At 66.4% G+C, this 25,198-nt stretch carries 18 protein-coding genes and 3 pseudogenes; 11 read left to right on the top strand and 10 right to left on the bottom strand.

Going from position 1 to position 25,198, the window contains the following annotated elements; translation table 11 throughout:
- Nucleotides 1-33: 33 nt before the first annotated feature.
- Nucleotides 34-6,030 (top strand): alpha-2-macroglobulin family protein, encoded by a 5,997-nt coding sequence (locus AC3WLY_RS06685; protein WP_492309891.1) that lies wholly within the window; start codon nt 34-36, stop codon nt 6,028-6,030.
- A gap of 45 nt (nt 6,031-6,075) precedes the next feature.
- Nucleotides 6,076-8,469, top strand: coding sequence for a penicillin-binding protein 1C (gene pbpC / locus AC3WLY_RS06680; protein WP_492309892.1), 2,394 nt, complete (start codon nt 6,076-6,078; stop codon nt 8,467-8,469).
- Between the two features lie 159 nt (nt 8,470-8,628).
- On the opposite strand, the gene AC3WLY_RS06675 is transcribed toward pbpC, so the two are convergent.
- From AC3WLY_RS06675 to AC3WLY_RS06665, 3 genes and pseudogenes are all read right to left on the bottom strand, one after another.
- Nucleotides 8,629-8,787: a hypothetical protein gene (locus AC3WLY_RS06675; RefSeq protein ID WP_492332652.1), complete on the bottom strand. Its 159-nt coding sequence runs from the start codon at nt 8,785-8,787 to the stop codon at nt 8,629-8,631.
- Between the two features lie 23 nt (nt 8,788-8,810).
- Nucleotides 8,811-9,489 (bottom strand): annotated as a pseudogene (locus AC3WLY_RS06670) (contractile injection system protein, VgrG/Pvc8 family); the annotation flags it as partial.
- 637 nt (nt 9,490-10,126) lie between these two features.
- Nucleotides 10,127-10,546, bottom strand: a complete 420-nt coding sequence (locus tag AC3WLY_RS06665; RefSeq protein ID WP_492332651.1) for a DUF4156 domain-containing protein — start codon at nt 10,544-10,546, stop codon at nt 10,127-10,129.
- A gap of 161 nt (nt 10,547-10,707) precedes the next feature.
- Between AC3WLY_RS06665 and AC3WLY_RS06660 the strand changes: the two genes are divergently transcribed.
- The 5 genes from AC3WLY_RS06660 to AC3WLY_RS06640 all read left to right on the top strand — a co-directional run bounded on the left by AC3WLY_RS06660 (nt 10,708) and on the right by AC3WLY_RS06640 (nt 12,888).
- Complete coding sequence (locus AC3WLY_RS06660) at nt 10,708-11,280, top strand: DUF2975 domain-containing protein (RefSeq protein WP_492309894.1); 573 nt, start codon at nt 10,708-10,710, stop codon at nt 11,278-11,280.
- A 6-nt stretch (nt 11,281-11,286) separates the two neighbouring features.
- Nucleotides 11,287-11,556 (top strand): helix-turn-helix domain-containing protein, encoded by a 270-nt coding sequence (locus tag AC3WLY_RS06655; protein WP_492309895.1) that lies wholly within the window; start codon nt 11,287-11,289, stop codon nt 11,554-11,556.
- 132 nt (nt 11,557-11,688) lie between these two features.
- Nucleotides 11,689-12,141, top strand: a complete 453-nt coding sequence (fabZ, locus tag AC3WLY_RS06650) for a 3-hydroxyacyl-ACP dehydratase FabZ (protein WP_492309896.1) — start codon at nt 11,689-11,691, stop codon at nt 12,139-12,141.
- Between the two features lie 176 nt (nt 12,142-12,317).
- Nucleotides 12,318-12,788, top strand: a complete 471-nt coding sequence (locus AC3WLY_RS06645) for a helix-turn-helix domain-containing protein (protein WP_492309897.1) — start codon at nt 12,318-12,320, stop codon at nt 12,786-12,788.
- A complete protein-coding gene (locus tag AC3WLY_RS06640; RefSeq protein ID WP_492332659.1) occupies nt 12,727-12,888 on the top strand; it encodes a hypothetical protein in 162 nt (53 codons plus the stop codon). Before AC3WLY_RS06645 ends, AC3WLY_RS06640 begins: the two co-directional genes overlap by 62 nt.
- Before the next feature lie 32 nt (nt 12,889-12,920).
- Here AC3WLY_RS06640 and AC3WLY_RS06635 read toward each other — a convergent pair whose 3' ends face one another.
- The 6 genes and pseudogenes from AC3WLY_RS06635 to AC3WLY_RS06610 form a co-directional block, all read right to left on the bottom strand.
- A complete protein-coding gene (locus tag AC3WLY_RS06635) occupies nt 12,921-14,327 on the bottom strand; it encodes a methyl-accepting chemotaxis protein (protein WP_310132222.1) in 1,407 nt (468 codons plus the stop codon).
- 224 nt (nt 14,328-14,551) lie between these two features.
- Nucleotides 14,552-15,622, bottom strand: a complete 1,071-nt coding sequence (locus AC3WLY_RS06630; RefSeq protein ID WP_175962191.1) for a porin — start codon at nt 15,620-15,622, stop codon at nt 14,552-14,554.
- A 217-nt stretch (nt 15,623-15,839) separates the two neighbouring features.
- Nucleotides 15,840-16,277: pseudogene (locus AC3WLY_RS06625) on the bottom strand (AMP-binding enzyme); the annotation flags it as partial.
- A 19-nt stretch (nt 16,278-16,296) separates the two neighbouring features.
- The gene (locus AC3WLY_RS06620; RefSeq protein ID WP_310132226.1) at nt 16,297-16,611 is read right to left on the bottom strand and encodes a high-potential iron-sulfur protein; all 315 of its coding nucleotides are present in this window, start codon (nt 16,609-16,611) and stop codon (nt 16,297-16,299) included.
- A gap of 98 nt (nt 16,612-16,709) precedes the next feature.
- Nucleotides 16,710-17,912, bottom strand: coding sequence for a c-type cytochrome (locus AC3WLY_RS06615; RefSeq protein WP_310132228.1), 1,203 nt, complete (start codon nt 17,910-17,912; stop codon nt 16,710-16,712).
- 117 nt (nt 17,913-18,029) lie between these two features.
- Complete coding sequence (locus AC3WLY_RS06610) at nt 18,030-19,751, bottom strand: methanol/ethanol family PQQ-dependent dehydrogenase (protein ID WP_175962194.1); 1,722 nt, start codon at nt 19,749-19,751, stop codon at nt 18,030-18,032.
- A 277-nt stretch (nt 19,752-20,028) separates the two neighbouring features.
- On the opposite strand from AC3WLY_RS06610, the pseudogene AC3WLY_RS06605 reads away from it, so the two are divergent.
- A pseudogene (locus AC3WLY_RS06605) lies at nt 20,029-20,311 on the top strand (TonB-dependent receptor); the annotation flags it as partial.
- A 69-nt stretch (nt 20,312-20,380) separates the two neighbouring features.
- On the opposite strand, the gene AC3WLY_RS06600 reads toward AC3WLY_RS06605, so the two are convergent.
- Entirely contained in the window at nt 20,381-21,442 is a 1,062-nt protein-coding gene (locus AC3WLY_RS06600) for an alpha/beta fold hydrolase (RefSeq protein WP_492309898.1), read from the bottom strand.
- Between the two features lie 340 nt (nt 21,443-21,782).
- On the opposite strand from AC3WLY_RS06600, the gene AC3WLY_RS06595 reads away from it, so the two are divergent.
- The 3 genes from AC3WLY_RS06595 to pqqB all read left to right on the top strand — a co-directional run bounded on the left by AC3WLY_RS06595 (nt 21,783) and on the right by pqqB (nt 25,198).
- Nucleotides 21,783-23,804: a sigma-54-dependent Fis family transcriptional regulator gene (locus AC3WLY_RS06595; protein WP_492309899.1), complete on the top strand. Its 2,022-nt coding sequence runs from the start codon at nt 21,783-21,785 to the stop codon at nt 23,802-23,804.
- Nucleotides 23,805-24,137: 333 nt separating this feature from the next.
- Nucleotides 24,138-24,212, top strand: a complete 75-nt coding sequence (gene pqqA, locus AC3WLY_RS06590; protein ID WP_006485436.1) for a pyrroloquinoline quinone precursor peptide PqqA — start codon at nt 24,138-24,140, stop codon at nt 24,210-24,212.
- A gap of 62 nt (nt 24,213-24,274) precedes the next feature.
- Nucleotides 24,275-25,198 carry a pyrroloquinoline quinone biosynthesis protein PqqB gene (gene pqqB, locus AC3WLY_RS06585; protein WP_492309900.1) on the top strand — a complete coding sequence of 308 codons (924 nt, stop codon included), beginning with the start codon at nt 24,275-24,277 and terminating at the stop codon, nt 25,196-25,198.

Below are 25,198 nucleotides of genomic sequence, written 5' to 3'. Positions count from 1 at the left end.
CCGGCAGCACGTCCTTGACAAGGAAATAACAAAATGGATTTGCTGCGTTTCCTGCTGCTCCTGCCGATTCGCGCGGCGGGCTTCGTCTGGCGCCTGCTCGGCCGCGTGCTGCGGCCGCTGGTCGGCGACGTGTCATGGACGGCGCCCGCGTGGGCGGGCATCACCGCCGCGGCCGTGCGCCGCCGCCCGTGGCATGCCGGCGGCATCGTGCTGCTCGCGGCCGCGCTCGGTTACGGCGGGTACTGGTTCAAGCATCGCCCGAAGCCGCCCGAGCCCGAGACCGTCGGCTTTACCGTGAAGGCGCCGGCGATCACGACCTACGAGGTCGACGACAGCGACAAGCCGAAGATCACCGTGCATCCGCTCGAAGTGGCGTTCTCCCGATCGGCCGCGCCGATCGAACTGGTCGGCAAGCCGGCCGGGCAGGGCATCGCGATGACGCCCGCGTTGAAGGGCGCTTGGGAGTGGGCCGACGACAAGACGCTGCGCTTCACGCCGGCGGCCGACTGGCCGATCGGCGCGCACGTCGAGGTGCGCTTCGCGGTGCACCAGGTGTTCGCGCCGCAGGTGACGATGCACGACGACCATTTCGCGTTCGACCTGCCGGCCTTCACTGCGCAGTCGGGCGACAACCAGTTCTACCAGAACCCCGACAATCCGGCGGAGAAGCAGGCGCTGCTGCAGTTGCGCTTCAACTATCCGGTCGATCCGGCCGAGTTCGAGAAGCGCATCGGCCTCGTGCTGGTCGGCCGCGACGGCAAGAACGTGTCGCCGCTGCGCTACACGGTCAACTACGACAAGATGAAGACGAGCGCGTGGATCCATTCGCAGCCGCTCGAGATTCCGAAAGATCCGCTGTCGGTGCGGCTCGACGTCGACAAGGGCGTGAAGAGCGCGCGCGGCGGCGACGGCACGCCGGCCGTGCTGCACGCGTCGGTCGGCGTGCCGGGACTCTATAGCCTGACAATCGGCAACGTTGCGCCGACGCTCGTCGACAACGAGCGTTACGAGCCCGAGCAGGTGCTCGTCGCGGAAACGTCCGACGGCGTGCGCAGCGCCGATCTCGCCGCGCGCGCGAAGGCGTGGGTGCTGCCGAAGCGCAAGCCGGGCGTCGATCAGTCGGACGACGATCCGCCGTACGAATGGAATGTGGCCGACATCAGTGACGCGGTGCTGAAGCAGTCGAAGCCGCTGCCGCTTGCAGCGGTGCCGACCGAGAACGATTTCGCGACGCTGCAAAGCTTCAAGTATCACGCGACGCCGGGCGAGCGCATCGTCGTGCGTTTCGAAGGCGACCTGAAATCGGCGGGCGGCTATCTGCTAGGCGCGCCGGCGACGACCGCGTTCACGGTGCCCGACTATCCGAAGCTGCTGCGCTTCATGGCCGACGGTTCGCTGCTGTCGATGAGCGGCAGCAAGCGGCTGTCGGTCGTATCGCGCAACCTGCCGGGGATGAAGGTCGAGATCGGCCGCGTGGTGCCCGACCAGCTCCAGCATCTCGTGAGTTTCAACAACGGCACGTATGCGCGGCCCGAGCTGTCGTATTCGTTCAGCGAGGATCACATCGTCGAGCGCTTCGTGCAGAAGCGCGCATTCCCGGCCGGCGACCCCGGCAAGGCGCATTACGAAGGCATCGATCTCGGGCAGTACCTGAAGGGCGGCAAGCGCGGCGTGTTCCTGCTGCACCTGTCGAAGTACGACCCGGCGGCCGAAAAGAAGAAAGCCGACGATGCGAAGGATGGCGATGCTTCGTCGGGCGACGGCAGCCAGGATCAATCCGATAACGCCGATTCGGGCGACAGCAACGGCGACGACAGCGACAACGCACTCGGCGACACGCGCCTGATCGTCGTGACCGATCTCGGGATGCTGGTCAAGCGCGCGCTGGACGGCAGCCAGGACGTGTTCGTCCAGTCGATTCGCAACGGCCGTCCGGTTGCGGGCGCAACCGTGTCGGTGCTCGCGGTGAACGGCCAGGCGCTGTTTACGCAGACCACCAGCGCCGACGGCGTCGTACATTTCCCCGCATTCAAGGGGCTCGACCGCGAGAAGCGTCCGCAACTGTATGTCGTGAAGAAGGACGGCGACCTGTCGTTCCTGCCGGTGGCTGGCCGCGATCGCCAGCTCGATTTCTCGCGCTTCGACGTCGACGGCGAACGCAACGCGACGGGCCAGGGGCAGCTGTCCGCGTACCTGTTCTCGGATCGCGGGCTGTACCGCCCCGGCGATCCGTTCCACATCGGCCTGATCGTGCGCGCGGCGAGCTGGGCGCGCAGCCCGGCCGGCGTGCCGCTGCAGGCGGAGATTGTCGATCCGCGCGGGATCACCGTCGAACGCAAGCCGGTGACCGTCGACGCGACGGGCTTCACGGAGCTCGGTTATACGACGGCCGAAACGTCGCCGACCGGCACGTGGACGGTCAACCTGTACATCGTCAAGGACGGCCAGCCGGGTGCCGAGCCGATCGGCAGCACGACGGTGCAGGTGAAGGAGTTCCTGCCCGACCGGATGAAGGTCGACGCGAAGCTGTCGCAGCAGGTCGTCGAAGGATGGGTGAAGCCGAAGGGGCTGAAGGGCATCGTCGATGCGCAGAACCTGTTCGGCACGCCGGCCGAGAAGCGCCGCGTCGCGGCGACGCTGACGCTGCGCCCGGTGTGGCCGTCGTTCCGCAGCTGGCAGGGCTACCGCTTCTTCGATGCACGCCGCGCGAAGGAGGGCTATACGACGACGCTGCAGGACGGCGCGACCGACGACAAGGGCCATGCCGAGTTCGACCTCGATCTCGACAAGTACGCGGACGCGACCTATCAACTCTACTTCCAGGCGAAGGCGTATGAAGCGGAAGGCGGGCGCAACGTCGCCGCGAACGCGCAGACGCTCGTGTCGAACAACGACTGGCTCGTCGGCTACAAGTCGGTCGACGATCTCGGCTACGTGAAGCGCGGCAGCCCGCGCACGGTGCGGCTCGTCGCGATCGACCCGGGCGCGAAGGCGATCGACGTGAAGGACCTGCGCGCACAGCTCGTCGAGGAACGCTACGTGTCGGTGCTGACCAAGCAGGATTCCGGCGCGTACAAATACGATTCGCGGCTGAAGGAAGTGCCGGTCGACGAGAAGCCGCTGACGATTCCGGCGGCCGGGCTCGACTTCGCGCTGCGCACCGACAAGCCGGGCAGCTATGCGCTCGTGATCCGCCGCGCGGACGGCACCGCGGTGAACCGGATCGAGTATTCGGTTGCAGGCGACGCGAACGTCACGCGTTCGCTCGACCGCAACGCCGAGCTGCAGGTAAGCCTCGCGAAGCACGACTACAAGCCGGGCGAGCAGGTCGAGATCGCAATCCGCGCGCCTTACGCGGGCAGCGGCCTGATCACGATCGAGCGCGACAAGGTGTATGCGCACGCATGGTTCCATGCGGACACGACGAGCTCGATCCAGCACATCACGGTGCCGGCGGGCTTCGAAGGCAACGGCTACATCAACGTGCAGTACATCCGCGATCCGTCGTCGGACGAGATCTTCATGAGCCCGCTGAGCTACGGCGTCGTGCCGTTCTCGGTGAACCTCGACGCGCGCCGCAACGCGCTCACCGTCGACGCGCCGGCGCTCGTGAAGCCGGGTGAAACCGTCACCTTCACCGTGCATTCGGCGAAGCCCGCGAAGGTCATCGTGTTCGCCGTCGACGAAGGCATCCTGCAGGTCGCGCGCTACAAGCTCGGCGATCCGCTGAAGTTCTTCTTCCGCAAGCGGATGCTCGAAGTCGGCACGTCGCAGATCCTCGACCTGATCCTGCCGGACTTCGAGAAGCTGATGGCGATGGCCGCGCCCGGCGGCGACGCCGACGACGCGATCGGCCGCCAGTTGAACCCGTTCAAGCGCAAGCGCGACAAGCCGGTCGTCTACTGGTCGGGGATCGTCGACGTGAACGGCGACACGCGCGTGAGCTACACGGTGCCCGACTACTTCAACGGGAAGCTGCGCGTGATGGCCGTGTCGGTGTCGCCGGACCTGGTCGGCACGTTCGAAGGCGCGACGACGGTGCGCGGCGATTTCGTGCTGTCGCCGAACGTGCCGACGACGCTCGCACCGGGCGACGAGGCCGACGTCAGCGTCGGCGTCGCGAACAACCTGACGGGCGTCGGCAGCCAGCCGGTGCCGGTCGCGGTCACGCTGAAGACGGGCCCGCAGTTGCAGGTGATCGGGCCGGCGACGCAGAACGTCGCGCTCGCGCCGCAGCACGAGGGCGTCGCGCTGTTCCGCGTGAAGGCAACCGACACGCTCGGCTCGGGCATGCTGTCGTTCGGCGCGCGCTACGGCGCGAAGGGCGCGCAGCAGCGCGTCGACGTGTCGGTGCGGCCGGCGGCCGCGTTCCGCACGCAGCTCGACATCGCGCGGCTCGATCCGGGCAAGAAGGCGAGCGTGCCGAACCTGCGGCCGATGTACGACGCGTATGCATCGCGCGACGCGAGCATCTCGACCGCGCCGCTCGTGCTGTCCGAAGGGCTGTCGTCGTATCTCGTCAACTTCGACCACTACTGCAGCGAGCAGATGGTGAGTTCGGTCGTGCCGCGCGTGTTCGCGTCGAAGTGGCTGTCGGTGCGTGCGCTGACGAGCGCGATGCACGCGCCCGAAGCCGGCGCCGACGCGGCGAATGCGGCCTCGATCGCGCAGTTCCTCGGCGTGCTGCGCAGCCGGCAGAACGCGCAGGGCGGCTTCGGCCTGTGGAGCGCGACGCCGGATGCCGATCCGTTCGTGTCCGCTTATGCGATGCACGTGCTGCTCGACGCGCGCGAGCGCGGCATGGCCGTGCCGAAGGACATGCTCGACGCGGGCAGCCAGTATCTGCAGAAGCTCGCGGCGAACGATTCGCTCGGCTCGCTCGACCTGCTGCGGCAGCGTGCATACGCGGTGTACCTGCTGACGCGCCAGGGCAACGTGACGACCAACAGCCTCGCGGCCGTGCAGAAGCGCTTGCAGGATGCGTATCCGAACGACTGGAAGAACGATCTCGCGGCCGCATGGCTCGCCGCATCGTATCAACTGCTGAAGCAGGACAAGGAGGCCGCCGCGCTGATCGCGGGCCCGCAGGCGCTGCTCGAACGCAAGCGTGCGTCCGACGGCGGTTACGTGGCGGGCTACTACATCGATCCGCTGACGCGCGACGCGAGCGTGCTGTACCTGCTCGCGAAGCACTTCCCCGAGCGCGTGCGCAAGCTGTCGCCGCGTGCGATGGACAACATCGCCGCGCCGCTGGTCGACAACCGCTACAACACGCTGTCGTCGGCGATGACGATCCTCGCGCTCGATGCGTATGCGGCGTCGAACGCGGGCCAGCTCGACCAGCTCGCGATCGACGAGGTACGTGCGGGCGCCGCGCCGAAGGACGTGTCGTCGATCCAGGCGAACCTCGTGCGCTCGGGCACGTGGGCGGCCGGTGCGTCGCGCGTCGACTTCGTGAACGGCAGCGCGCTGCCCGCGTGGTGGGTCGCGAGCCAGTCGGGCTACGACCGCGGCACGTCGACGAAGGCGATCAAGAACGGGCTCGAGATCGTGCGCGACTACACCGATACGAACGGCAAGCCGCTTGACAGGATCACGCTAGGCCAGGAAATCGACGTACACCTGAAGATTCGCGCGACGGGCTCGGCGAACGTCGGCAACATCGCGATCGTCGATTTGCTGCCCGGCGGCTTCGACCCGGTGATCGCGCCGCCGCCCGCGACCGACGCACAGGACGGCGACGGCAATGGCGACGGCGGCGCGTCGGCGCCGGTGGCCGATGCGCCGTGGCATTCGCCGATCGGCGTGACGGGTTCGACGTGGCAGCCGCAGTTCGCGGATGTGCGCGAGGATCGCGTGGTGATCTACGGCACCGCGACCACCGACGTGCGCGAGTTCGTCTACCGGATCAAGGCGAGCAACGCGGGCCGCTTCGTCGCGCCGCCTGCGTATGGCGAGTCGATGTACGACCGCCGCGTGCAGGCGCAGGCGCCCGGCGGCACGACGCTGACGGTGGAGCGCGTGCGATGACGGTGCGCTTGCATTGGCCGTGCCGGGTGGCAGGAGTGCCCGCGCGTGGCTGACGCATCCGTGCTCCGGTGCGCGCTGCATGGCGCCGGCCGCTGGCTGCATCGCTGGCAGAACTGGATCGCCGGCGCGCTGCTCGTGTTCGGCGCGCTGGCCGCGTGCCGGTTGTGGCCGCATCCGCCGCTGCGCGACTGGAAGCCGTCGTCGGTCGCGGTGGCCGACGCGCACGGCCGGCTGCTGCGCCTGACGCTCGCGAAGGACGACCGCTACCGGCTGTGGGTGCCGCTCGACCGGATGTCGCCGCAGCTCGTCGAAGCCGTGATGCTGCACGAGGACCGTTGGTTCCGGTGGCATCCGGGCTTCAACCCGTACGGGCTCGCACGCGGCGCGTGGATCACGTACGTGCGCGGCGGCAATCCGCAGGGCGGCTCGACGCTAACGATGCAGCTTGCGCGCTCGCTGTGGCGCCTGAACACGCGCACACCGGCCGGCAAGCTCGAGCAGGTCGCGCGCGCGGTGCAGCTCGAACTCTTCTATTCGAAGCGGCAGATCCTCGAAGCCTATCTGAACGATGCGCCGTATGGCCGCAACGTCGAAGGCGCGGGCACCGCGAGCGTCGTCTATTTCGACCGGATGCCCGACGCGCTGACGCTGCCCGAGGCGCTCGCGCTCGCGGTGATTCCGCAGGACCCGGCGCGGCGCGTGCGCGGCGGGCAGGACGAGATAAACCGCGCGCTGGCCGCGTCGCGCAACCGGCTGTACGCACGCTGGCTGACGAAGCACCCGCGCGATGCGTCGCTAAAGCCGCTGTTCGCGTTGCCGCTCGCGATGCGGCCGCTGTCGGCGCTACCGTTCGATGCACCGCACGCGGTCGACCAGGCGCTTGCCGCGCGCAGCGCATGGCGCACGACATCGGGCGATGCCGGCGCACAGCTCGTGACGACACTCGATCTCGATCTGCAGCGCACGCTCGAACGGCAGATCGCGCGCTACGTCGCTCGCAACGACACGCGCGGCGTGCGCAACGCGGCCGCGCTGCTCGTCGATACGCGCGACATGGGCGTGAAGGCGCTGGTCGGCTCCGCGAACTTCTTCGATAGCACGATCGACGGGCAGGTGAACGGCACGCTCGCGCGGCGCTCGCCGGGCTCGACGCTCAAGCCGTTCATTTATGCGCTCGGTTTCGACCAGGGCGTGCTGCATCCGCAGACAGTGCTGCGCGACGTGCCGACCGCGTTCGGCCCGTATGCGCCGGAGAATTTCGACGGCCATTTCCTCGGGCCGATCACCGCGACCGATGCGCTGAACCGCAGCCGCAACGTGCCGGCCGTATGGGTCGCATCGCAGCTCAAGTCGCCCGATTTGTACGGCTTCCTGCAGGAAGCCGGCGTGCGCCGGCTCGCGAGCGCGCAGCACTACGGGCTCGCGCTCGTGCTCGGCGGCGGCGAAGTGACGATGCAGGATCTCGCGGCGCTCTACGCGATGCTCGCGAATCGCGGCGAGTTCCGGCCGCTGCGGCTGCGCGCGGACGAACCGGCCGTGCCCGGCCGGCGCCTGCTGAGCGCGGAGGCGAGCTACATGACGATGGACATGCTGCGCCAGCACCTGCGCCCCGACGAGACGAGCGGCGCGCAGCCGTCGAGCGTGCCCGTCTACTGGAAGACCGGCACGTCATGGTCGTTCCGCGATGCGTGGACGGCCGGCGTGTTCGGCCCGTATGTGCTGGTCGTGTGGGTCGGCAACTTCGATAATTCGACCAACACGGCCTTCGTCGGCGTCGATGCGGCCGCACCGCTGTTCTTCCAGGTCGTCGATGCGCTGAATGCCGAGCGCACGCTCGTCGAGCCGCCGCGCGCGGTGCCGCCGCACCTGAAGCGCGTGCGGATCTGCCTTGCAAGCGGCGACTTGCCGAACGAATGGTGCCCGCAGCAGGGCTGGACGTGGTTCATTCCGGGCACGTCGCCGATTCGCGTGAGCACCGTGCACCGGCCCGTCGTGATCGACGATGCGACGGGGAGGGCCGCTTGCCCACCGTACGGCGGCAAGCGCACGCATACGGAGATCTTCGAGTTCTGGCCATCGGATCTGCAGCAGGTGTTCGCGCAGGCCGGCATTCCGCGCCGGCGGCCGCCGCAGAATGCGGACTGCCGCGACGCCGGGCAAGTGGACGGCGACCCGCCGCGCATCACGTCGCCGCTGCGCGGCAGTACCTATGCGATGCGCGTGAAGAGCGCGGACGATACGCGCATCGCGTTCAACGCGACGGCCGATGCGAGCGCGCATGCGCTTTATTGGTTCGTCAACGATGCGTATGTCGGCCGCAGCGCGCCTGGCGACGCGCTGTTCTGGCAGCCGCGCACGGCCGGCAGCTATGTGGTGCGGGTGGTCGACGATCACGGGCGCAGCGATCAGCGGCCGCTGACGGTCGGGCTCGAGCAGTAGGGGGGCGCGACGACATCGACCGCGGCGATCTCGCCCATGCGGCAGACGAACGCGGCGAAGCGGGCCAGGACCACTGTGCGATCGGTCCGGGTTGGCGTTCCGTGCGGCGTGGCGGGCGTCGCGCGGGTGGCCAGCTAGTATGATGTCCCGCAAATAGATTTAATAATTATCGGGCTGCAAATACGGCTGCAGCAACGTGACGACCACTCCGGCCATCTCGTCGAGCGTACCGGCATCCGACAGGGGGTCCCAACGTCCGCTATGACTGCGGAATGCGGCGCCATAACGATTGCGGCCGAGTTCGGTCAGCCGAGCCACCACGGTGGGTCCCTCGTCGTCGTGAGATCGATCTTCTTTCCGCTCTTTGCGTCATGCACCCTGGTGCGCACGGCGACGAAGCTCGCGCGATCCGGAAAGGTTATCTCGTAATCGAGCAGCGTATCCGGCGTGAGCGTGATGCCGGGCAACGGCTTGCCGCTCGCGCTCCTGCCGGCGCCACGGGCGGCCACAATGAGCTTGGCCGCCTTCACGGTGGTCGTCGCACCGTGCTGGCGGGCGAGACGCGTCACGAAATGCAGGTCGCTCTCGCCGAACTGGTCGGCACGCGGCACCAGTGCATCAACGCTGCAGGCGGCTGCCCACTTGTTGCGCCGGGTGATGTCACCGACGATGTCCGCGAGCTTCGCGTTCTCCCAACTACCGTAGCGGTGCGTCTTAGCGCTCGCGCATGTTGGCCGGCTTGCCACGGATCACTACGGAGGCGGGCGGTCCTTTGAGCGCAATCTCGTCGACCGCGTATTCACCCAGGAACGACAACCCCTTGCCGCTCCAGCCAAGCGAGATTTTCAGGGCGGCGCCCTTGGGCGGAAACTGGATCCTGCCGTCACGGTCGTCGAGCTCGATCTCGCACTCGTCCGCCTCCAGCCCCGGCTTGTCTACCGTGCGGATGCGCAGCACGCGATCCTCGATCACGCGCGTGATGTCGTCGCCGTTCGCGATGACCTGGAAAATGGGCTGCATCGATCCTCCTAAGTTATGTTCATATTCCCCAAATATTACAAACGCGCATGCAAGCGCTGCAAACACGAGATAGGTGTCGGCGAGCCTGCGATATCAGATGGAGATACTGCGAAAATGCTTGATATGGCTAAAGAAGTAGCCAACCGGATTGCGTGTGCGGTACGGCATGCAGCTGCATTGACGTTTCGTTCTACTATTCGAGTGTTGTGGGAAAGCCACTTTCGTGCCTGCCGTCCGAACCACCTGTCCAACGGAGTGGCATCGTGGCTCTTATCCACAAGAGCGGCCTTGGCGCACAGATGCTCAATCAGTTCTTCACATACAAGCTTTCAGTAGCGTTCAGGCCATCCTGCCTCGCTTCCGCAAAAGACAGGATGTAAACACATTTCAGAAAAGGTAAATAAGCCCTAGTTGAAAGGCCAATTTCGAGGTAGCGATTTACGCCACTTTTGCACAGTAACGGGCGTGCAGCCCCACGCAAACGCGAGGGCCAATATCAGCCCTGTCCCAAACCAAGCAACTCCCTCGAAGCGTCCACTCACTATGCTAGCCGACATCAGAGCAACCGCGATGCCTATCATTACCCCAGTGACTACTCCCGGAAATACACTTTGTGCATTCGGCCTCGCCTATAAGTTCATCGCGCCGACGCAGCCGCATTTTGCGCGTCACCGCACCGATAAACATTGCCAGACAGTGTGACGTTGGTCTGTTCCAGGTGGTCCCGTCCTCCAGTCTGTGCGGACCGCTGAGTCAGAAGATAGACAACATTCCCCCCCATGGCAGCAGCCTTGTTCTTCAGGTCATTGCGTGCGCCTGTCTCCAGATCAGCATTTGATGTGATCGCACCGCGCAGTAGATCGCCCTGGCTACCGGTGACGTCGCCGAGGAACGTGCAGGTCTGCGGCGGTTCGTTGTTTGTCACGCGCACTCTTGATGCTGCCGGACTGATAGGTGCGATCGCGCTGCACCCCCCGAGCAGAGCCAAGGTTGCCGCGCAAACACACAGAAGGCTCGGGAAGCCGAAGAACAGGGAGGTAGGCTTGTATCGGGACATAGAAGTTATTTCGAAGTCGTTGGGTAGTCTGTGGGTCCCCGTGCTGAGGAACTTGGCAGCGCACATATGGTTTGCTCTCCAAAAATCAAATTATCGTTTCGCGATAATTATTTTACGTTATACAATAAACTTCCAGGCTCCGCAATCTTCCAGGAACTCGAATGTCGACCTTTACCTTTCTGGCTAGCCCTAAGAGCGGCGCCATGCCCCGTCTTTTGACTATCTCGCGCTGGATGCGACGCTTCACACTGTCCGGCATCTTGCTTGCGCCCGTCGTCCTCACCCTCTTTTGGTTCTGGACGCCCGACGCAGAACTTGCTGCGGCGGTCCGGGAGCTTGTGCGAGCTGCACCGATAAATCACGTGAGCATCTCTGCAGCGAGCCGGGCGCTAGGTTTCGCGATCACTGGCGGATGCCTGGCTTTGAGCACGTATGCGTTATTTCAGGCGCACTTCATGTTCACGGATTTTTCAAAGGGCGCCGTCTTCGCCACAGAAACCACCGTTCGTCTGCGCCGGCTGGCACTGGCGTTAACAGCCTTTGGATTTGTGGCTCCGCTGACTAAGACGCTGCTTGGGCTCGCGCTCGTGACTACGCCTGATGGGCTGTACAGAGTCATTCTGATTTCCCTGAATGACTTTTTCCTCTGCCTCATAGGAGGCTTGTTGCTCGCGATCGCCTGCGCAATGTTGGAGGCAACACGCGTCGCCGACGAACACAAGCTCTTTGTCTGAGGCGTTATGACGATACTAGTGAGGCTCGATGTACTGCTCGTCGAACGCAAAATGAAATCGCGCGAGCTAGCCCAGTTGATCGGCATCACGGAGCCCAATCTCTCCCTGCTGAAGTCCGGCAAGGTCAAGGGCATCAGATTCGAAACGCTTGAGCAGATCTGCAAGGCACTGGATTGCCAGCCCGGGGATCTATTGGAATACCGCGCCGACGGGACGGCAGATGGTGACTCCATTACGCCGCAAAAACGGGAAGTTTCGAAGGGAGGTAAGTATTGAGGCCACTTTTAAATGATAGCCAAGCAGCTTATCGGAGCTGCGGCCCGGAACCTTTCACTTTCGGACGGCTCTGAATCGGGAGCAGCCCCTCGGGTACCAGACTCAATGCAAACAAGACGAAGAGAAATCACCATGAACGCACCCGACATCGATATCCGCAAGATTCTGGCGCTGCTGCCGCATCGATATCCGATTCTGCTGGTCGACCGTGTGCTCGAATTCGAGCCGCAGACGCGGATCAAAACGCTCAAGAACGTGACGATCGACGAGCCGTACTTCGTGGGGCACTTCCCTGAACAACCGGTGATGCCGGGCGTCCTGATTATTGAGGCGATGGCCCAGTCAGCCGGCCTGCTTACGTTCGGCGCGGACATGGAGCGGAAGGCAGGGGCGCTGTACTACTTAGTCGGGATCGACGGCGCGCGCTTCAAGCGCGTGGTGCGGCCCGGCGACCAACTCCATCTGAACGTTTCCGTGGTGCGTTGCATCCGGGGTATCTGGAAGTTCCAGGCTAACGCGACCGTGGACGGCGAAGTGGCCTGCGAAGCTGAGTTGATGTGCACCGTGAAGCAGGTCGAAGACTAGTACAACATCCCGCAAATAAGTTGAATAAATAAGCGCCTCGGGTGTCATGGTGAGATGAACCGAGGCCGCCATGCAACGCCAGTTAAGCTGGCGAATAAAGAACGACAGGAACTGCTATCGCTGATCGAGCGGAAGACAGCTGCGCAACGAGATGTGATGCGGGCGCGCATCGCGTTGTGGGCTCACGAGGGCCACTCCAATACGGTGATCGCGCGGGAACTTGGGTCTCCGTACAAACGGTCTGCCTGTGGCGCAAGCGCATAGCACGGCAAGGTGTCCAAGGAATTCGCGAGAGCGAGCGCGGTGGCCGTCCGCCACGCAACACGCACGAAGCGCGGCTGCAGCTAATTGCGCTGGCGTGTGAAGCGCAGGAACCTGAGGGACGGGTCACGCCGACGCTCGACGAGATTGCGGCGCGTGCTGTGGAGCGCGGCATCGTCGGGCAGATCAGCCGCAGCCACGGACAGCGCATTCTGCAGGTCGGCGATGTACGCCCGCACCGGGTCCAGCAATGGCTGCACAGTCCAGACCAGGCCTTTCGCGAGAAGGTCAACGATCAAACGCCTGGACGACGAGGAACCCACCGTGGTGGCTCGGCTGACCGAACTCGGCCGCAATCGTTATGGCGCCGCATTCCGCAGTCATAGCGGACGTTGGGAACCCCTGTCGGATGCCGGTACGCTCGACGAGATGGCCGGAGTGGTCGTCACGCTGCTGCAGCCGTATTTGCAGCCCGATAATTATTAAATCTATTTGCTGGGCATCATACTAGCGCCGATTCATGCGCTGTAGCCGATCCTCAGGACACCCCATTGCCGTCCGCCGACGACGATGGGTGCCGAAACGTCCTTCATCAGCGCAAAGTTGCCGTTGCCCATGTCGCGCCGATAGGTCTGCAGCAGGAACGGTTTGGTATGCGACACGGAGGTGCGCGCCGTCCGGTCCGTATAGATCCGGCGGTTCCGGCAGTTCGCCGCGTTCCATGCGGCGTCCGCGCGCTGGGGCAGCGAGAACTTCCGGTTGTGGGTCGGCAGGTAGCACTGCTTGTCGAAGCTGGCGCAATAGACGATGCGTTCGTCGATCTCGAGCACCGGCTCCTGGACGGCCGGCAGCACGCGATCGGTGAAGGCCGTGAAGCGCGTCATGAACTGCTGCGGATCGGTGCCGGGAATCGGCACGTAGTTCGCGTCGAACAGCGCGTCGAGCGCGATATCGCCGCGCGCGACCGCATCGTCGAAGAGCTTGCCGATCGCGGCGGCCGTGTTCCGCGCGGTTTCGATAAAGCGCGTGTCGGGCGACTCGATGCCGGTCGCGGCCGTGAGTTCGATGAGCGTCTCCGAGACGGAGAGCAGGTTGCCGAGCCGGTCCTTGGCCTGCGAGAAGTTGTCGCTGGAATCCTCGACGCCGGACGCCATTTCGCCAACCTGCTCCTCTAGACGGAGGCATTGCGTCTCGATCTCGTCCGTCAGCGATGCGATCTGTTCGGCCTCGCCGGCGAGTTCGGTGATCGCGTGCCCCGTCGTGTGCACGACCTCGCCGATCGTGCGCGTGCCTTCGCGGACGCGATGGGCGCGCGCGGCGTTGTCGGTTCCCTCCGCGATCAGGTGTTCGGTCTGCTCGGCCAGGCGCGCGAGGGTCGTCTCGATCTGGGCCGTCGCCTGTCCGGTCTTCGCGGACAGGTTCTTGACCTCGGCCGCGACGACGGCGAAGCTGCGGCCCGACTCGCCGGCGCGCGCGGCCTCGATTGCGGCGTTCAGCGCGAGCAGGTGGGTCTGGCGGGCAATGACGGAGATCTCCTCGGACACGGCCCGCACGTGATCGAGCGCGTCGCGCAGCGCGCCCATCTGGCTGCCGATCGAGGTGACTCCCTCGACGAGGCCGTGGATGTCGGCGAGCGATGCCTCGATCGTCTGTTGCGACTTCTGGACCGCGCTCGACGCATTGGCGCTGACGGCGCGCACCTGCTGTGCGGCTTCGGCGATCCGGTGGTTGCCGCGCAGCGTGACGGCGGCCGATTCACGCAGCGTGTGGCAGACCTCCGCCTGCCTGGCGACGCGGGCGGCGACTTCCTCGACATGACCCGAGACGTCGCAGATCTCGATGCCGAGCTTGCCGGCCTGCTCGGCGATGTCGCCGACGAGTGCGCGCGATGAACGGCGGCCGCGGCCGATTCCGAAGAGGTTCACGTTGCTGGGTCTCCTAGAGGGCGCGCATTCTCTGTTTCTGACAGATTTTGGGTGTGCGCTCCTGACTTGACGGCAGCGTGGCCGCCGACTTGAGGTCGGGTAAACGTCAGGATCGGCAATCCGGATTGTCGGGCCAACGCCGCGCGTTCCCGTTTTTGCGGCGGCCGGCTTCCGATGCGGGGGCCGGACGAGCGAGCGACGATCGCCCGTCCGGATGCGCCGCGTCAGAATACGTGGTGGATGCCGACGTTGGCGCCGACCGTCGTGCCGGGCAATCCGAACAATGCGCCGCCCGTGATGCCGAGGCCCGTATTCATCGCGCCGTGGTTGTTGACGACGCCGACTTGCGCGTAAAGGCCCGTTCGCTTCGACAGGCTGTAATCGGCGCCGACCGCGGCGAGCAGCGAATGATTGTGCGAATCGTTGCGATCGGTCGTGTACCACGCGCCGGTGTTCAGGTCGAGGGCCGGCGTGACGCGATAGTCGAGGCCGGCGCTATACACGTTGTTGCTGAACGAGCCGGCGACCTTGTAGCTCGTGAACGACGCCTTGCCGGTCACGGGCCCGAACGTATACGCGGTGCCGATCGTGCGGCCGACGAACGCGACCGTGCTCGAAACTGGTGTCGGCGACGTGCCGCCGTTGCCGTCGTAGAGCGCCGCGTTGAGCATGAAGCCACCGTTCGTATAGGTAAGGCTGCCGGAATACTGGCGTCCCGCCTGGAAGTCCCCGGCTTTGCCGCCGAATCCGAACATCGCGCTGCCCGCCAGCCCGCCGATCGTCGGGCTCGTGTACGAAATCGCGTTCGGGTTGAAGAGGCCCGTGACGAGCACGTTGTCGACGTACGGGATCAGCGCGGCGCCGAAGTGCGAGATATTGCGGGGATCCGAGCCGAGCACCGCGAGCACGAACGGCGAGAACTGCAGGCCGATCTTCGTCTCGCCGAAGCCGCCGTCGAGCCCGACCCACGCCTGGCGGCCGAAGAAGTTGCCGTTCGAATGGCCGAACGCGCCGTCCGTGATGTTGAAGCCGCTCTCCAGCTTGAACTTCGCGTGCAGCCCGCCGCCGAGATCCTCGGTTCCCGTCATGCCGAAGTTGGTCGGCGTCATGCCCGTATCGGTCAGCGCGAACTGGCGGCCGGCGTTGGCGCCGGTTGCCGAGTCGAGCGACCGGCTCATGTAAAGCAACGCCGCGTCGAGGTCGCCGTACAGCGTGATGCTGCTCTGCGCGAAGCCGTTCGTGCTCGCCGCCGCGCCGAGCAGCGCCGCGCAAATCGTCCATGTCCTGCTCTTCATCGTCTGTCTCCGTTTTTGTCAAGTTTTGTAATTCGTATGACTAAGTAATGCTGCGATGACGGATGCGATGCATGCCGCCTGCATGCCATGCTGTCGGGGAACGCACGGCGGTGCGTCGTGCGGACCGGAATGCCGCCGCGTGCCCGGCGTGGAGAGCGCGCATGCGACCGCGCTCCGGCGCCACGACGAAGCGAAGCGCCCGCGCGAACGAGCGGTGTTACATTGAACGGCTCAACTGTTCGAGGATGGCCGGATTCTCGAGCGTGGACGTGTCCTGCGCGATCGCCTCGCCCTTCGCGAGCGAGCGCAGCAGGCGCCGCATGATCTTGCCCGAGCGCGTCTTCGGCAGGTTGTCGCCGAAGCGGATGTCCTTCGGCTTCGCGATCGGCCCGATCTGCTTGCCGACCCAGTCGCGCAGCGTCTTCGCGAGCGCCGCCGCTTCCTCGCCCTCCGGACGCGAACGCTTCAGCACCACGAACGCGACCACTGCCTCGCCCGTCGTGTCGTCCGGCCGGCCGACCACGTCCGCCTCGGCAACGAGCTCGTGCGACACCAGCGCCGACTCGATCTCCATCGTGCCGAGCCGGTGGCCCGACACGTTCAGCACGTCGTCGATCCGGCCCATGATCGTGAAGTAGCCAGTGTCCTTGTCGTGCCCGCGCGCGTGCCCGGGATCAAGCAAGCTTTGCATAGACGTTGCACCAGCCTTCGGCGGCAACCGCCTTGCCCGCGAACATCGGGCACGTGCCGGAAGATTCGCCGGCCGCGGCCTTGTAGAAGCGGCAGTTCGCGCACGTCTGGCCTGCCTGATACTTCGGGAACTTGCCCGCGTCGACGGTCGTTGCTTTCGCGCGGTAGCCGAGCGTCTTTGCGGCGGCGTCGTTTTCGTCGACGGGCGGCGCGGCCGCAAATGCGCGGGTTCCGGCCGCGAGCGCGGCACACAGGCCGGCCGTCTGAATCATGAAAGTTCTGCGATTGCGGGAGATCATGTCGTTTTCCTGAATGAAATGAAAAGATAAAATCTACCCCGCGCGCCGGGAATGCTTCGCGGCGCGGCGGGTGGACCGAAACGAAGGGGACGGGAGCGTTACTTGCGCGGCCCGGCGATGAGCGGCGCCTTCGACGCGTTGGCGGCATCGGCGGTCAGTTTGGTCTTCGACGCGTCGTAGCCGTTCGAGTAGAGCAGGAACGCCATCAGGTCCGAGTATTCCTGTTCGGTCATCTTGCCGGGGCGATCGGCCGGCATGTTGCTCGACATGTACTGGTAGATGCCGCCGACCGTGATGTGCGACTTGCCTTCGGGGGCAAAGGATTCCCCGCTCAGTGCGGGGGCGGTATTGCCTTCGAGCTGGTCGCCGTGGCATTTCGCACATGCATCGGTGTAGATCTTCTTGCCGTGCTGAACCTGCGCCTGGTCGAACGGCGGTACGTCGCTGCCTTCGTTGGTCGAAACCTTGATGAAGCCGCTCTTTACCGGCTGCACGGATGCGACCGACCCGTCGAGAAATCGGCCGGGCGCATGCGTACCCGTCGCTTGCGCGACCGTTTCCGGAAGTGCCCAGCCGCGTGTGAGCGCCGCGAGACGGCCGTTGCCGCTCATTCGCGACAAGGCCGCGTCGATGCGCTTCCGGAGGTCTTCCTTGCCCGGCCCGAATGCGAAAGACAGTTGCCAGTCCGAGTACGGCGACGACGTGGCCGCGACCCGGAACTGCTGTTGCGGGTGCGCGCGCTTGTACGCGACGACGCTCGGATACCAGACGATGGCGCGCTGCGCGCGGCCGGCGGCGAGCGCGCCGATCGTCTGCTCGCTGGTGTTTTCCAGATCGAAGCGGGCGTTGGCCTGCTGCGCGGCGATCAACTGCGAAGGACTGCCATACGTGGCCGCGATCGTTTCCTTGGCGCCGGACGATGCTCGCGCGTCGCGCAGCGACACGCTGACATAGCCGGAGCGCAGATAGCCCTGCGAGAACGTCATTCTGGATCCCGACCCGTCGGCGATCTCCGAGCGCGGGAAGCCGGCGATCACGTCGCAGTCGCGTTCGAGCGATTTCTTCAGCTCGCTGGCGGAGATGCCGTCGTCGCCGCCGTCGTCGTCGACGCCGCGCTTGTTGAACGATGCGGCGATGCCTGCGGTGCGGAACACTTCGCGCGCAACGGATTGGTCGAGCGCCGTGGTCGGGCTGCCGGGCAGCGTGCAGATGCGCACGCCGGCCGACGCGGCTGCCGGTGTCAGCGCCACGCCCACGGCGAGCAGACTGGCGACGGTAACGGAAGTGAGGCGAGTATTCATGATCGTGTTTCCGGTTGAAGCGGTTGGGGCGTCGCGCCCGCATCGGGCGCATGCGGGCGCGACCGGGGCCGGGGCCTGTTCGCGCCGGTAGCGGGCTACGAACAGGCCGTGGCCCGATCAGTCGAGTGCGAACACGTAGAGCGTGCCGCCGCGCGGAACGTCTTTCGCGATGTCGGCCATCGGGCCGCCCCAGATCGGGTTCGCGCCGCCGTAGCCGGCGAGCACGGCGACGTACTCCTTGCCGTCGACCTCATACACCGAGGGCTGCGAAATGATGCCGCTCGCGAGTTGCGGGCTTTCCCACAGCACCTTGCCGGTTGCCGTGTCGAACGCGTACAGGTGGCCGTCGAGCGAGCCGCTGAACGCGAGGCCGCTCGCGGTGGTCGCGACGCCGCCGTTCCACGGCTTCTTCGACCAGTGGCTCCACAGCTTCTTGCCGGTGTTCACGTCGATAGCCGTCAGTTCGCCGTAGCCTTCGCTGCCCGGTTCGGGCTTGATCTCGAAGCCTTCGCCGAGATACGGCAGGCCTTCCTGGTAGCTGACCGACTTGCCGGTCAGGCTCATGCACGCGTGCAGCGCAGGCACGACCGCGATGTTGCGATCCTGGTCGTACGAGATCGACCACCAGTTCTTGCCGCCGAGGAAGCTCGGGCACGTTTCGATCGTCGTGCCGGCCTTCGGGAACTTCGATTCGTCCTGGATCGGCTTGCCGTCGGCCGTGTAGCCGGTGACCGAGGTCGCCTTCACGAACGGCGTCGCATAGATCAGCTTGCCGGTCGTGCGATCGATCGCATGGAAGAAGCCGTTGCGGTCCGCGTGGATGATCGCGTCGTAGTCCTTGCCTTTGTACCGGATGTCCGCGAGGACGGCCGCATTTACGCCGTCGTAGTCCCACGTGTCGTTGCTCGTGTACTGGTAGTGCCACTTCAGGTTGCCGTTCTTCGCGTCGAGCGCGAGCAGCGAGTCGGAATACAGGTTGTCGCCGGGGCGCAGCGCCGCGAGCCACGGGCCGGGGTTGCCGACGCCCCAGTACAGCGTGCGGGATGCCGCGTCGTAGGTGCCGGTCAGCCAGGCTGCGCCGCCGCCGTGGCTCTGCATGCCGTCGGGCCAGGTCTCCGAGCCTTTCTCGCCGGAACCGGGGATCGTGTAGCGTTTCCAGACCTCCGAACCGTCGTCCGGATTCAGCGCGGCGATGTAGCCGCGAATGCCGTATTCGCCGCCGGACGTGCCGACGACGATCGCGCCGTCGAGCGCGAGCGGCGCGAGCGAGAACGCGTAGCCGAGGCCCGGCTCGAACATCTGCTTCTTCCAGACGAGATTGCCGGTCTGCGCGTCGAGCGCCGCGACTTCTCCGTTCAGCATCGCGATATAGACGTTCTTGCCGTACAGCGCGACGCCGCGGTTGACCACGTCGCAGCATGCGGTCTTGAACGATGCCGCGCCGAGCTTCGGTTCGTATTTCCACAGTTGCTTGCCCGTCTTCGCATCGAATGCGTAGACGTTGTCCTTCGGCGTCGTCACGAACAGGTAATTGCCGTTGACGATCGGCGTCGCCTCGAAACCCTGCTTCAGGTCGGCGGGGAACTTGTAGGCCCACACCTGCTTGAGCGCCTTCGCATTCGACGTGTCGATCTGCTTGAGCGGCGAATGCGAGCGGCCGTTGTAGGTGCGGTAGTAGGTCAGCCAGCCCGGATCCTGTTGCGCATCGGTCAGCCGCTGGTAGGTCACGGCCGGATAGTCCGCGGCCGCTTCGACGAGGCCGGGGTTCAGCGCGACGGCCGCTGCCGCCGCGATGCCGATCGTCGCCAGCCGGCTCGCTGAAGCCGAGAGTTTCTTCATGGTTGTCTCCTGAGTCATTGTGGTCGCACCGTCGCGAATGATTCGCCGCGCCGGCACGGGTGGGGTTCCGGGCCGATTGCGATGTCGTTCACGCAAGTCGCATGCCATTGCGGCGAGAAGCCTGCGCGGCGCGGCGCACGGGCGTATCGTGCGCTGTGCCGTGTCGGACGTGTCGCGCGGCGGTGTCAACGAAGGTGTTGCATTCAGGTACACCGCCGCGCGGGAAGTGTTGCCAAACATGACAGGTGGCGTGGCGCCCGTGACGGTGCGGCCGTCGCATGCGCGCGGCGACGACGACAACCAGGACGCGAACGGCAGGATCGCGGGCTACGTGCTCGTCGATCTCGACATGCGGTATCGGATCGCGAAGCGCTTCGAGGTGTTCGCGAGCGTGACGAACCTGTTCGACAAGCGCTACGCGAGCTTCGGCGTGCTCGGCCGGAATTTCTTCAACGGGCCGAATCACACGTTCGACGGCGCGAATCCTGTCAACCAACAGTTCGTCGGACCGGGGGGCGCCGCGTGGCGCGTGGCGCGGCGTGCGTTATGCGTGGGATTGAGTGTTGCACGGCTGCGCCTGCTGTCGCATGACGACGTGAGCCGGTGCCGGCCGCGCCCGACATGTGCGGTCACGTGAACGGCGCCGCCGCGAACATCGCGTGCACCGCGCGGGCGACGCTGCGCGCCAATGCCGGGTCGCTCGCCAGATGCCCGGCAGGCACGCGTTCGATTTCGGCCACGGGCACGGCACGAGCGAGACGGACAACGTTGTCGACCGGGCAAACGGGGTCGTGCATCCCGTGCGCGGCGAACAGCGGCACGCCTTCGCCAGCCGCCCGCCGCGCGAGTGCGAGCACGCGGCGTTCGCCGAGCCAGCAATCGCGCAGCAGGTAATGCGCCTGGATCCGGTATTTGTCGATCAGCCGGCTGACGGTCTTGCGCGAGCGGATCGCGTGCGCGGGCGAGCGGCGCGTGTGCGACGACGCGAGGACGGCGTTTTCGTACGCGCGCCACGCGAGCGCCACCGCGCGCTGCGGGGCCGCGCCCGCGCCGGGGCGCAGCCGCCGCGCGCAGCACGACAGCAGACGATCCGGCTGTGCGCAGCCGGCCGCCGCACACAGGCGCTGCCATTCGCGGGGGGCACGCGTGCGCGACGTCGTGAACAGGCGGCGGACTTCGCGCGGCGACGTCAGGAACAGGCCGCGCAGCACGACGCCGGTCACCCGCGCGGGATGCGTGCCCGCATACGCGAGCGCAAGCGCGGCGCCCCACGATCCGCCGACGACGCCCCAGCGCGCGATGCCGAGCTGCTCGCGTACCGCCTCGAGATCGTCAATCAGCCGCACGGTGCTGTTGTGGCGCGTGCCGCCGCGCGGCGACGACGCGCCCGCGCCGCGCTGGTCGACGAGCACGACGCGCGTGCGCGTCAGGTCGAACAGGCGCAGGATGCCGGCCTGGCTGCCGCTGCCGGGCCCGCCGTGCAGCACGACGATCGGATGGCCGTTCGCAGCGCCGGCCACGGTGAACGCGATCGACTGTGCGTCGCGGTGCAGGCGCCGGTGAACGGGGGCGGCGGGCACTGCAGACGAGGCAGGCACGGCAGGTGTGTCGGGTGATACAGGCGCGCGAGGCGCGGCAGGCAAGACCTGCATTGCGGGCGACGGCGTGAGTCGAATCGGGGTAGGCGTCATGTCGACGTGGCTCGGGCGGAATTGGGGACAACCGTCACTCGGTCGCGTGTGCGCCGGGGCGACTGCCGTGCTTGACCTGAGACAAAGCCAGAACCGCGCCAGGCGCGAAGATCGGGATTCGCACGGGTAGCCGCGAGCCGGGCAATCACGGTATTACGAAGGCCGAACTGTCCGGCGGCACGATCTCGACCGATCGTTTCCTTGCATCCGGCTTTCAATTCGCGGCGCATGACCGGCATCGGACGGCCCGTCCACGCCGCGACGCTTGCGTGGCCCGATGCTTGCTTGTCATGACGGCAAAGAGTCCGGCAGATGACCGGAAGGATCCCCGGAGGAGACAATGCGCGATGACGTAGAGCAGGCGGCCGGGACTCGGGCCGCGCATCCCGCCGGCTGGCCCGCGCCGTCGATCCAGAAAGCCCATGAGCGGTCCGAGACGTTCGGCCTGCAGGTATCGGCACGCCCCGACTACGACGTGCTGTCGAGCGCGGCGCTGGTGCTGAAGCGCGAGCAGAGCCGCGTGCTGTGCGTGCACGCGATGCCGGTGATGGAAACGCTGCACGAGCAGATCGTCAACACGCAGAGCATGATCGTGCTGACCGACGCCGAAGGCCTGATCCTGCATTCGATCGGCGACGACGACTTCCTGCAGCGCGCGGAGAAGGTCGCGCTGCGCCCGGGCGCGAACTGGGCGGAGAGCCGGCAGGGCACCAACGCGATCGGCACGGCGCTCGCCGAGCTGTGCCCGATGGTGGTCCACGGCGACCAGCACTTCCTGGCCGCGAACCGCTTCCTGACCTGTTCGAGCGTGCCGATCCTCGACCCGTACGGCGACGCGATCGGCGTGCTCGACGTGACGGGCGACCACCGCAGCTATCACCAGCACACGATGGCGCTCGCGAAGATGTCGGTGCAGATGATCGAGAATCATCTGTTTACGACGACCTTCCAGGAAACGCTGCAGGTGTCGTTCCATGGCCGTCCCGAGTTCCTCGGCACGCTGATGGAGGGGATCGTCGCGTTCACCGCCGACGGCCGCTTCCTGTCGGCCAATCGCAGCGCGCAGTTCCAGCTCGGCATGCCGCTCGCGGTGCTGCGCGCGCACACGCTGTCGTCGCTGTTCGACATCACGAGCGCGCAGCTGATCGACCGCATGCGCGCGAGCACCGACCGGCACCTGATGCTGAACCTCGGCACCGGCGCGGTGGTCTGCGCGCGCGTGCACTTCCGGCGTGCGACGCTCGCGGAAGGCAGCCGGCCGACGGACGTCCACGATGCGGGCGCGCCGGCCGCGCGCACGAGCGCGGTGCCGGCGCCGGCGGCGGGCACGTCGGCGGGCTTGTCGCGGCTCAACTATCTCGACACCGGCGATCCGCAGGTCGCGTGCGTCATCGCGAAGGTGCGCAAGGTAATCGGCAAGGACATTCCGATCCTGATCACCGGCGAGACCGGCACCGGCAAGGAACTGCTCGCGCAGGCGATCCACAACGACTCGCCGCGTCGCGACGCGCCGTTCGTCGCGGTCAACTGCGCGTCGATTCCGGAGACGCTGATCGAATCCGAGCTGTTCGGCTATGAGGAGGGCGCATTCACCGGCGCGCGCCGCAAGGGAGCGATCGGCAAGCTGCTGCAGGCGAACGGCGGCACGCTGTTCCTCGACGAGATCGGCGACATGCCGTATCCGCTGCAGGTGCGGCTGCTGCGCGTGCTGCAGGAGCGCCTCGTCAACCCGCTCGGGTCGACGAAGACGATCGCCGTGGACATCTCGATCATCTGCGCGACGCACCGCGACCTGCGCGACATGATTGCGCAGAACCGCTTCCGCGAGGATCTCTACTACCGGCTGAACGGCCTCGTGGTGCGCCTGCCGCCGCTGCGCGACCGCACCGATCTCGCGGTCGTCGTGCAGAAGATGCTGCAACGCGAAGCATTCGCGGGCTCCGACCGGCCGCCGCTCTCCGTCGCGCCGGACGTGATGGCGCTGTTCGTGCGCTGCACGTGGCCCGGCAACTTCCGCCAGCTCGGCAACCTGCTGCGCACGGCGGCGGCGATGGTCGACGACGATGGCGAAATCCGGCGCGAGCACCTGCCGGACGATTTCTTCGACGACCTGCGTCGCGGCGATGCGCAGGCCGAGCCGGCCGCGCAGCACGATCCGGCCGTCGCGCCGTTTGCCGTGGAGGCGTTCCCGCCCGCCGACGCGCGCTTGCAGGACGTCGCCGCGTCCGCGATCGCCGCCGCGCTGGCCCGTCACGGCGGCAACGTGTCGGCCGCGGCGCGCGCGCTCGGCGTGTCGCGCAACACGATCTACCGGAAGATGCCGGCGGCCGACGCGGAGCGCCAACCGTCGAACGAAAGCTGACGCGCGGGCCGCGCGATCGCGGTTGCGCGGCCGGCGATCCGTCACTGCCGGTGTGTCAAGTTGCAACACCCGTTGCAACACCGGTGTTCAACGATTCAACACCTGTCACCGCCCCCGCGCATCGTGCCGCCGGGGCGGCGAATCGCATCCGCGCGAATCGTGTCGGCTAATTGTAAGGATTCCGTCCCGATGCCTGCGCAACGGCCATGTGCCGCCGTCGCGCAGGCAAAGTGCGGCTTCGGCACGCTCCTTGCTGAAGAGGAACCGACCGCCGGATTGCCGCGGTTGTCGGACTCACCGACGCGATTCACCAACTCAACCAGGAGACACATCATGCAGTGGACGACCCCGTCTTACACCGACCTGCGCTTCGGCTTCGAAATCACGATGTACATCGCCAACCGCTGATCGTCGCGATGCGCTGTCCGTGCCGCGATGCGCGGCGCGGACGGCCTCGGGAGCTGACGCCCATGAAGATCAAGATACTCGGCTCGGGAGCCGGCGGCGGCCTGCCGCAGTGGAACTGCAATTGCGCGAACTGTCGCCGCGCGCGCAGCGGAAGCGGCCATGTGCTGCCGCGCACGCAGTCGTCGCTCGCGGTCAGCGCGGACGGCATCGACTGGATTCTCGTCAACGCGTCGCCCGACATTCTTTCCCAGTTGCGCGCGAATCCGGACCTGCAGCCGGCGCGCGCGATCCGCGACAGCGGCATCGCCGCCGTCGTGCTGTGCGACGCGCAGATCGATCACGTGACCGGCCTGCTGATGCTGCGCGAGCGTTCGACGCCGCTGCCGCTCTACGCGAGCGCGCCGGTGCTCGACGACCTGTCGACCGGGCTGCCGCTCGTGCCGCTGCTCGGCCACTACTGCGGCGTCGATGCGCACACGATCGCGCTCGGCGAGCCGTTCACGGTGCCGGCGGCGCGCGGGATCCGCTTCACCGCGATTCCCGTCGACAGCAAGGCGCCGCCGTATTCGCCGCGGCGCGCGTCGGCCGCGCCCGGCGACAACATCGCGCTGTCGATCGAAGATGTCGCGAGCGGCCGGCGCGCGTTCTATGCGCCGGGGCTCGCGGCCGTTTCCGACGACGTGCGCGCGGCGATGCACGGCGCCGATCTCGTGCTGGTGGACGGCACGTTCTGGACCGGCACCGAGATGATCGACCTCGGCCTGTCGAGCAAGCACGCGGCCGACATGGGGCATCTCGCGCAGTGCGCGGAACACGGGCAGCACGGCATGATCGACTGGCTCGACATGCTGCCCGCGCGCACGCGCAAGGTGCTCACGCACATCAACAACACGAACCCGATTCTCGACCCGCATTCCGTCGAGCACGCGCACCTGCGCGCGCATGGCATCGACGTCGCGCACGACGGCATGCAATTCCAGGTCTGA

This window comes from Burkholderia sp. FW306-1C-G01B (assembly GCF_058781685.1).
Note: the sequence above shows the minus strand (reverse complement) of the source record. Positions and strands in the feature narration are given on the sequence as shown.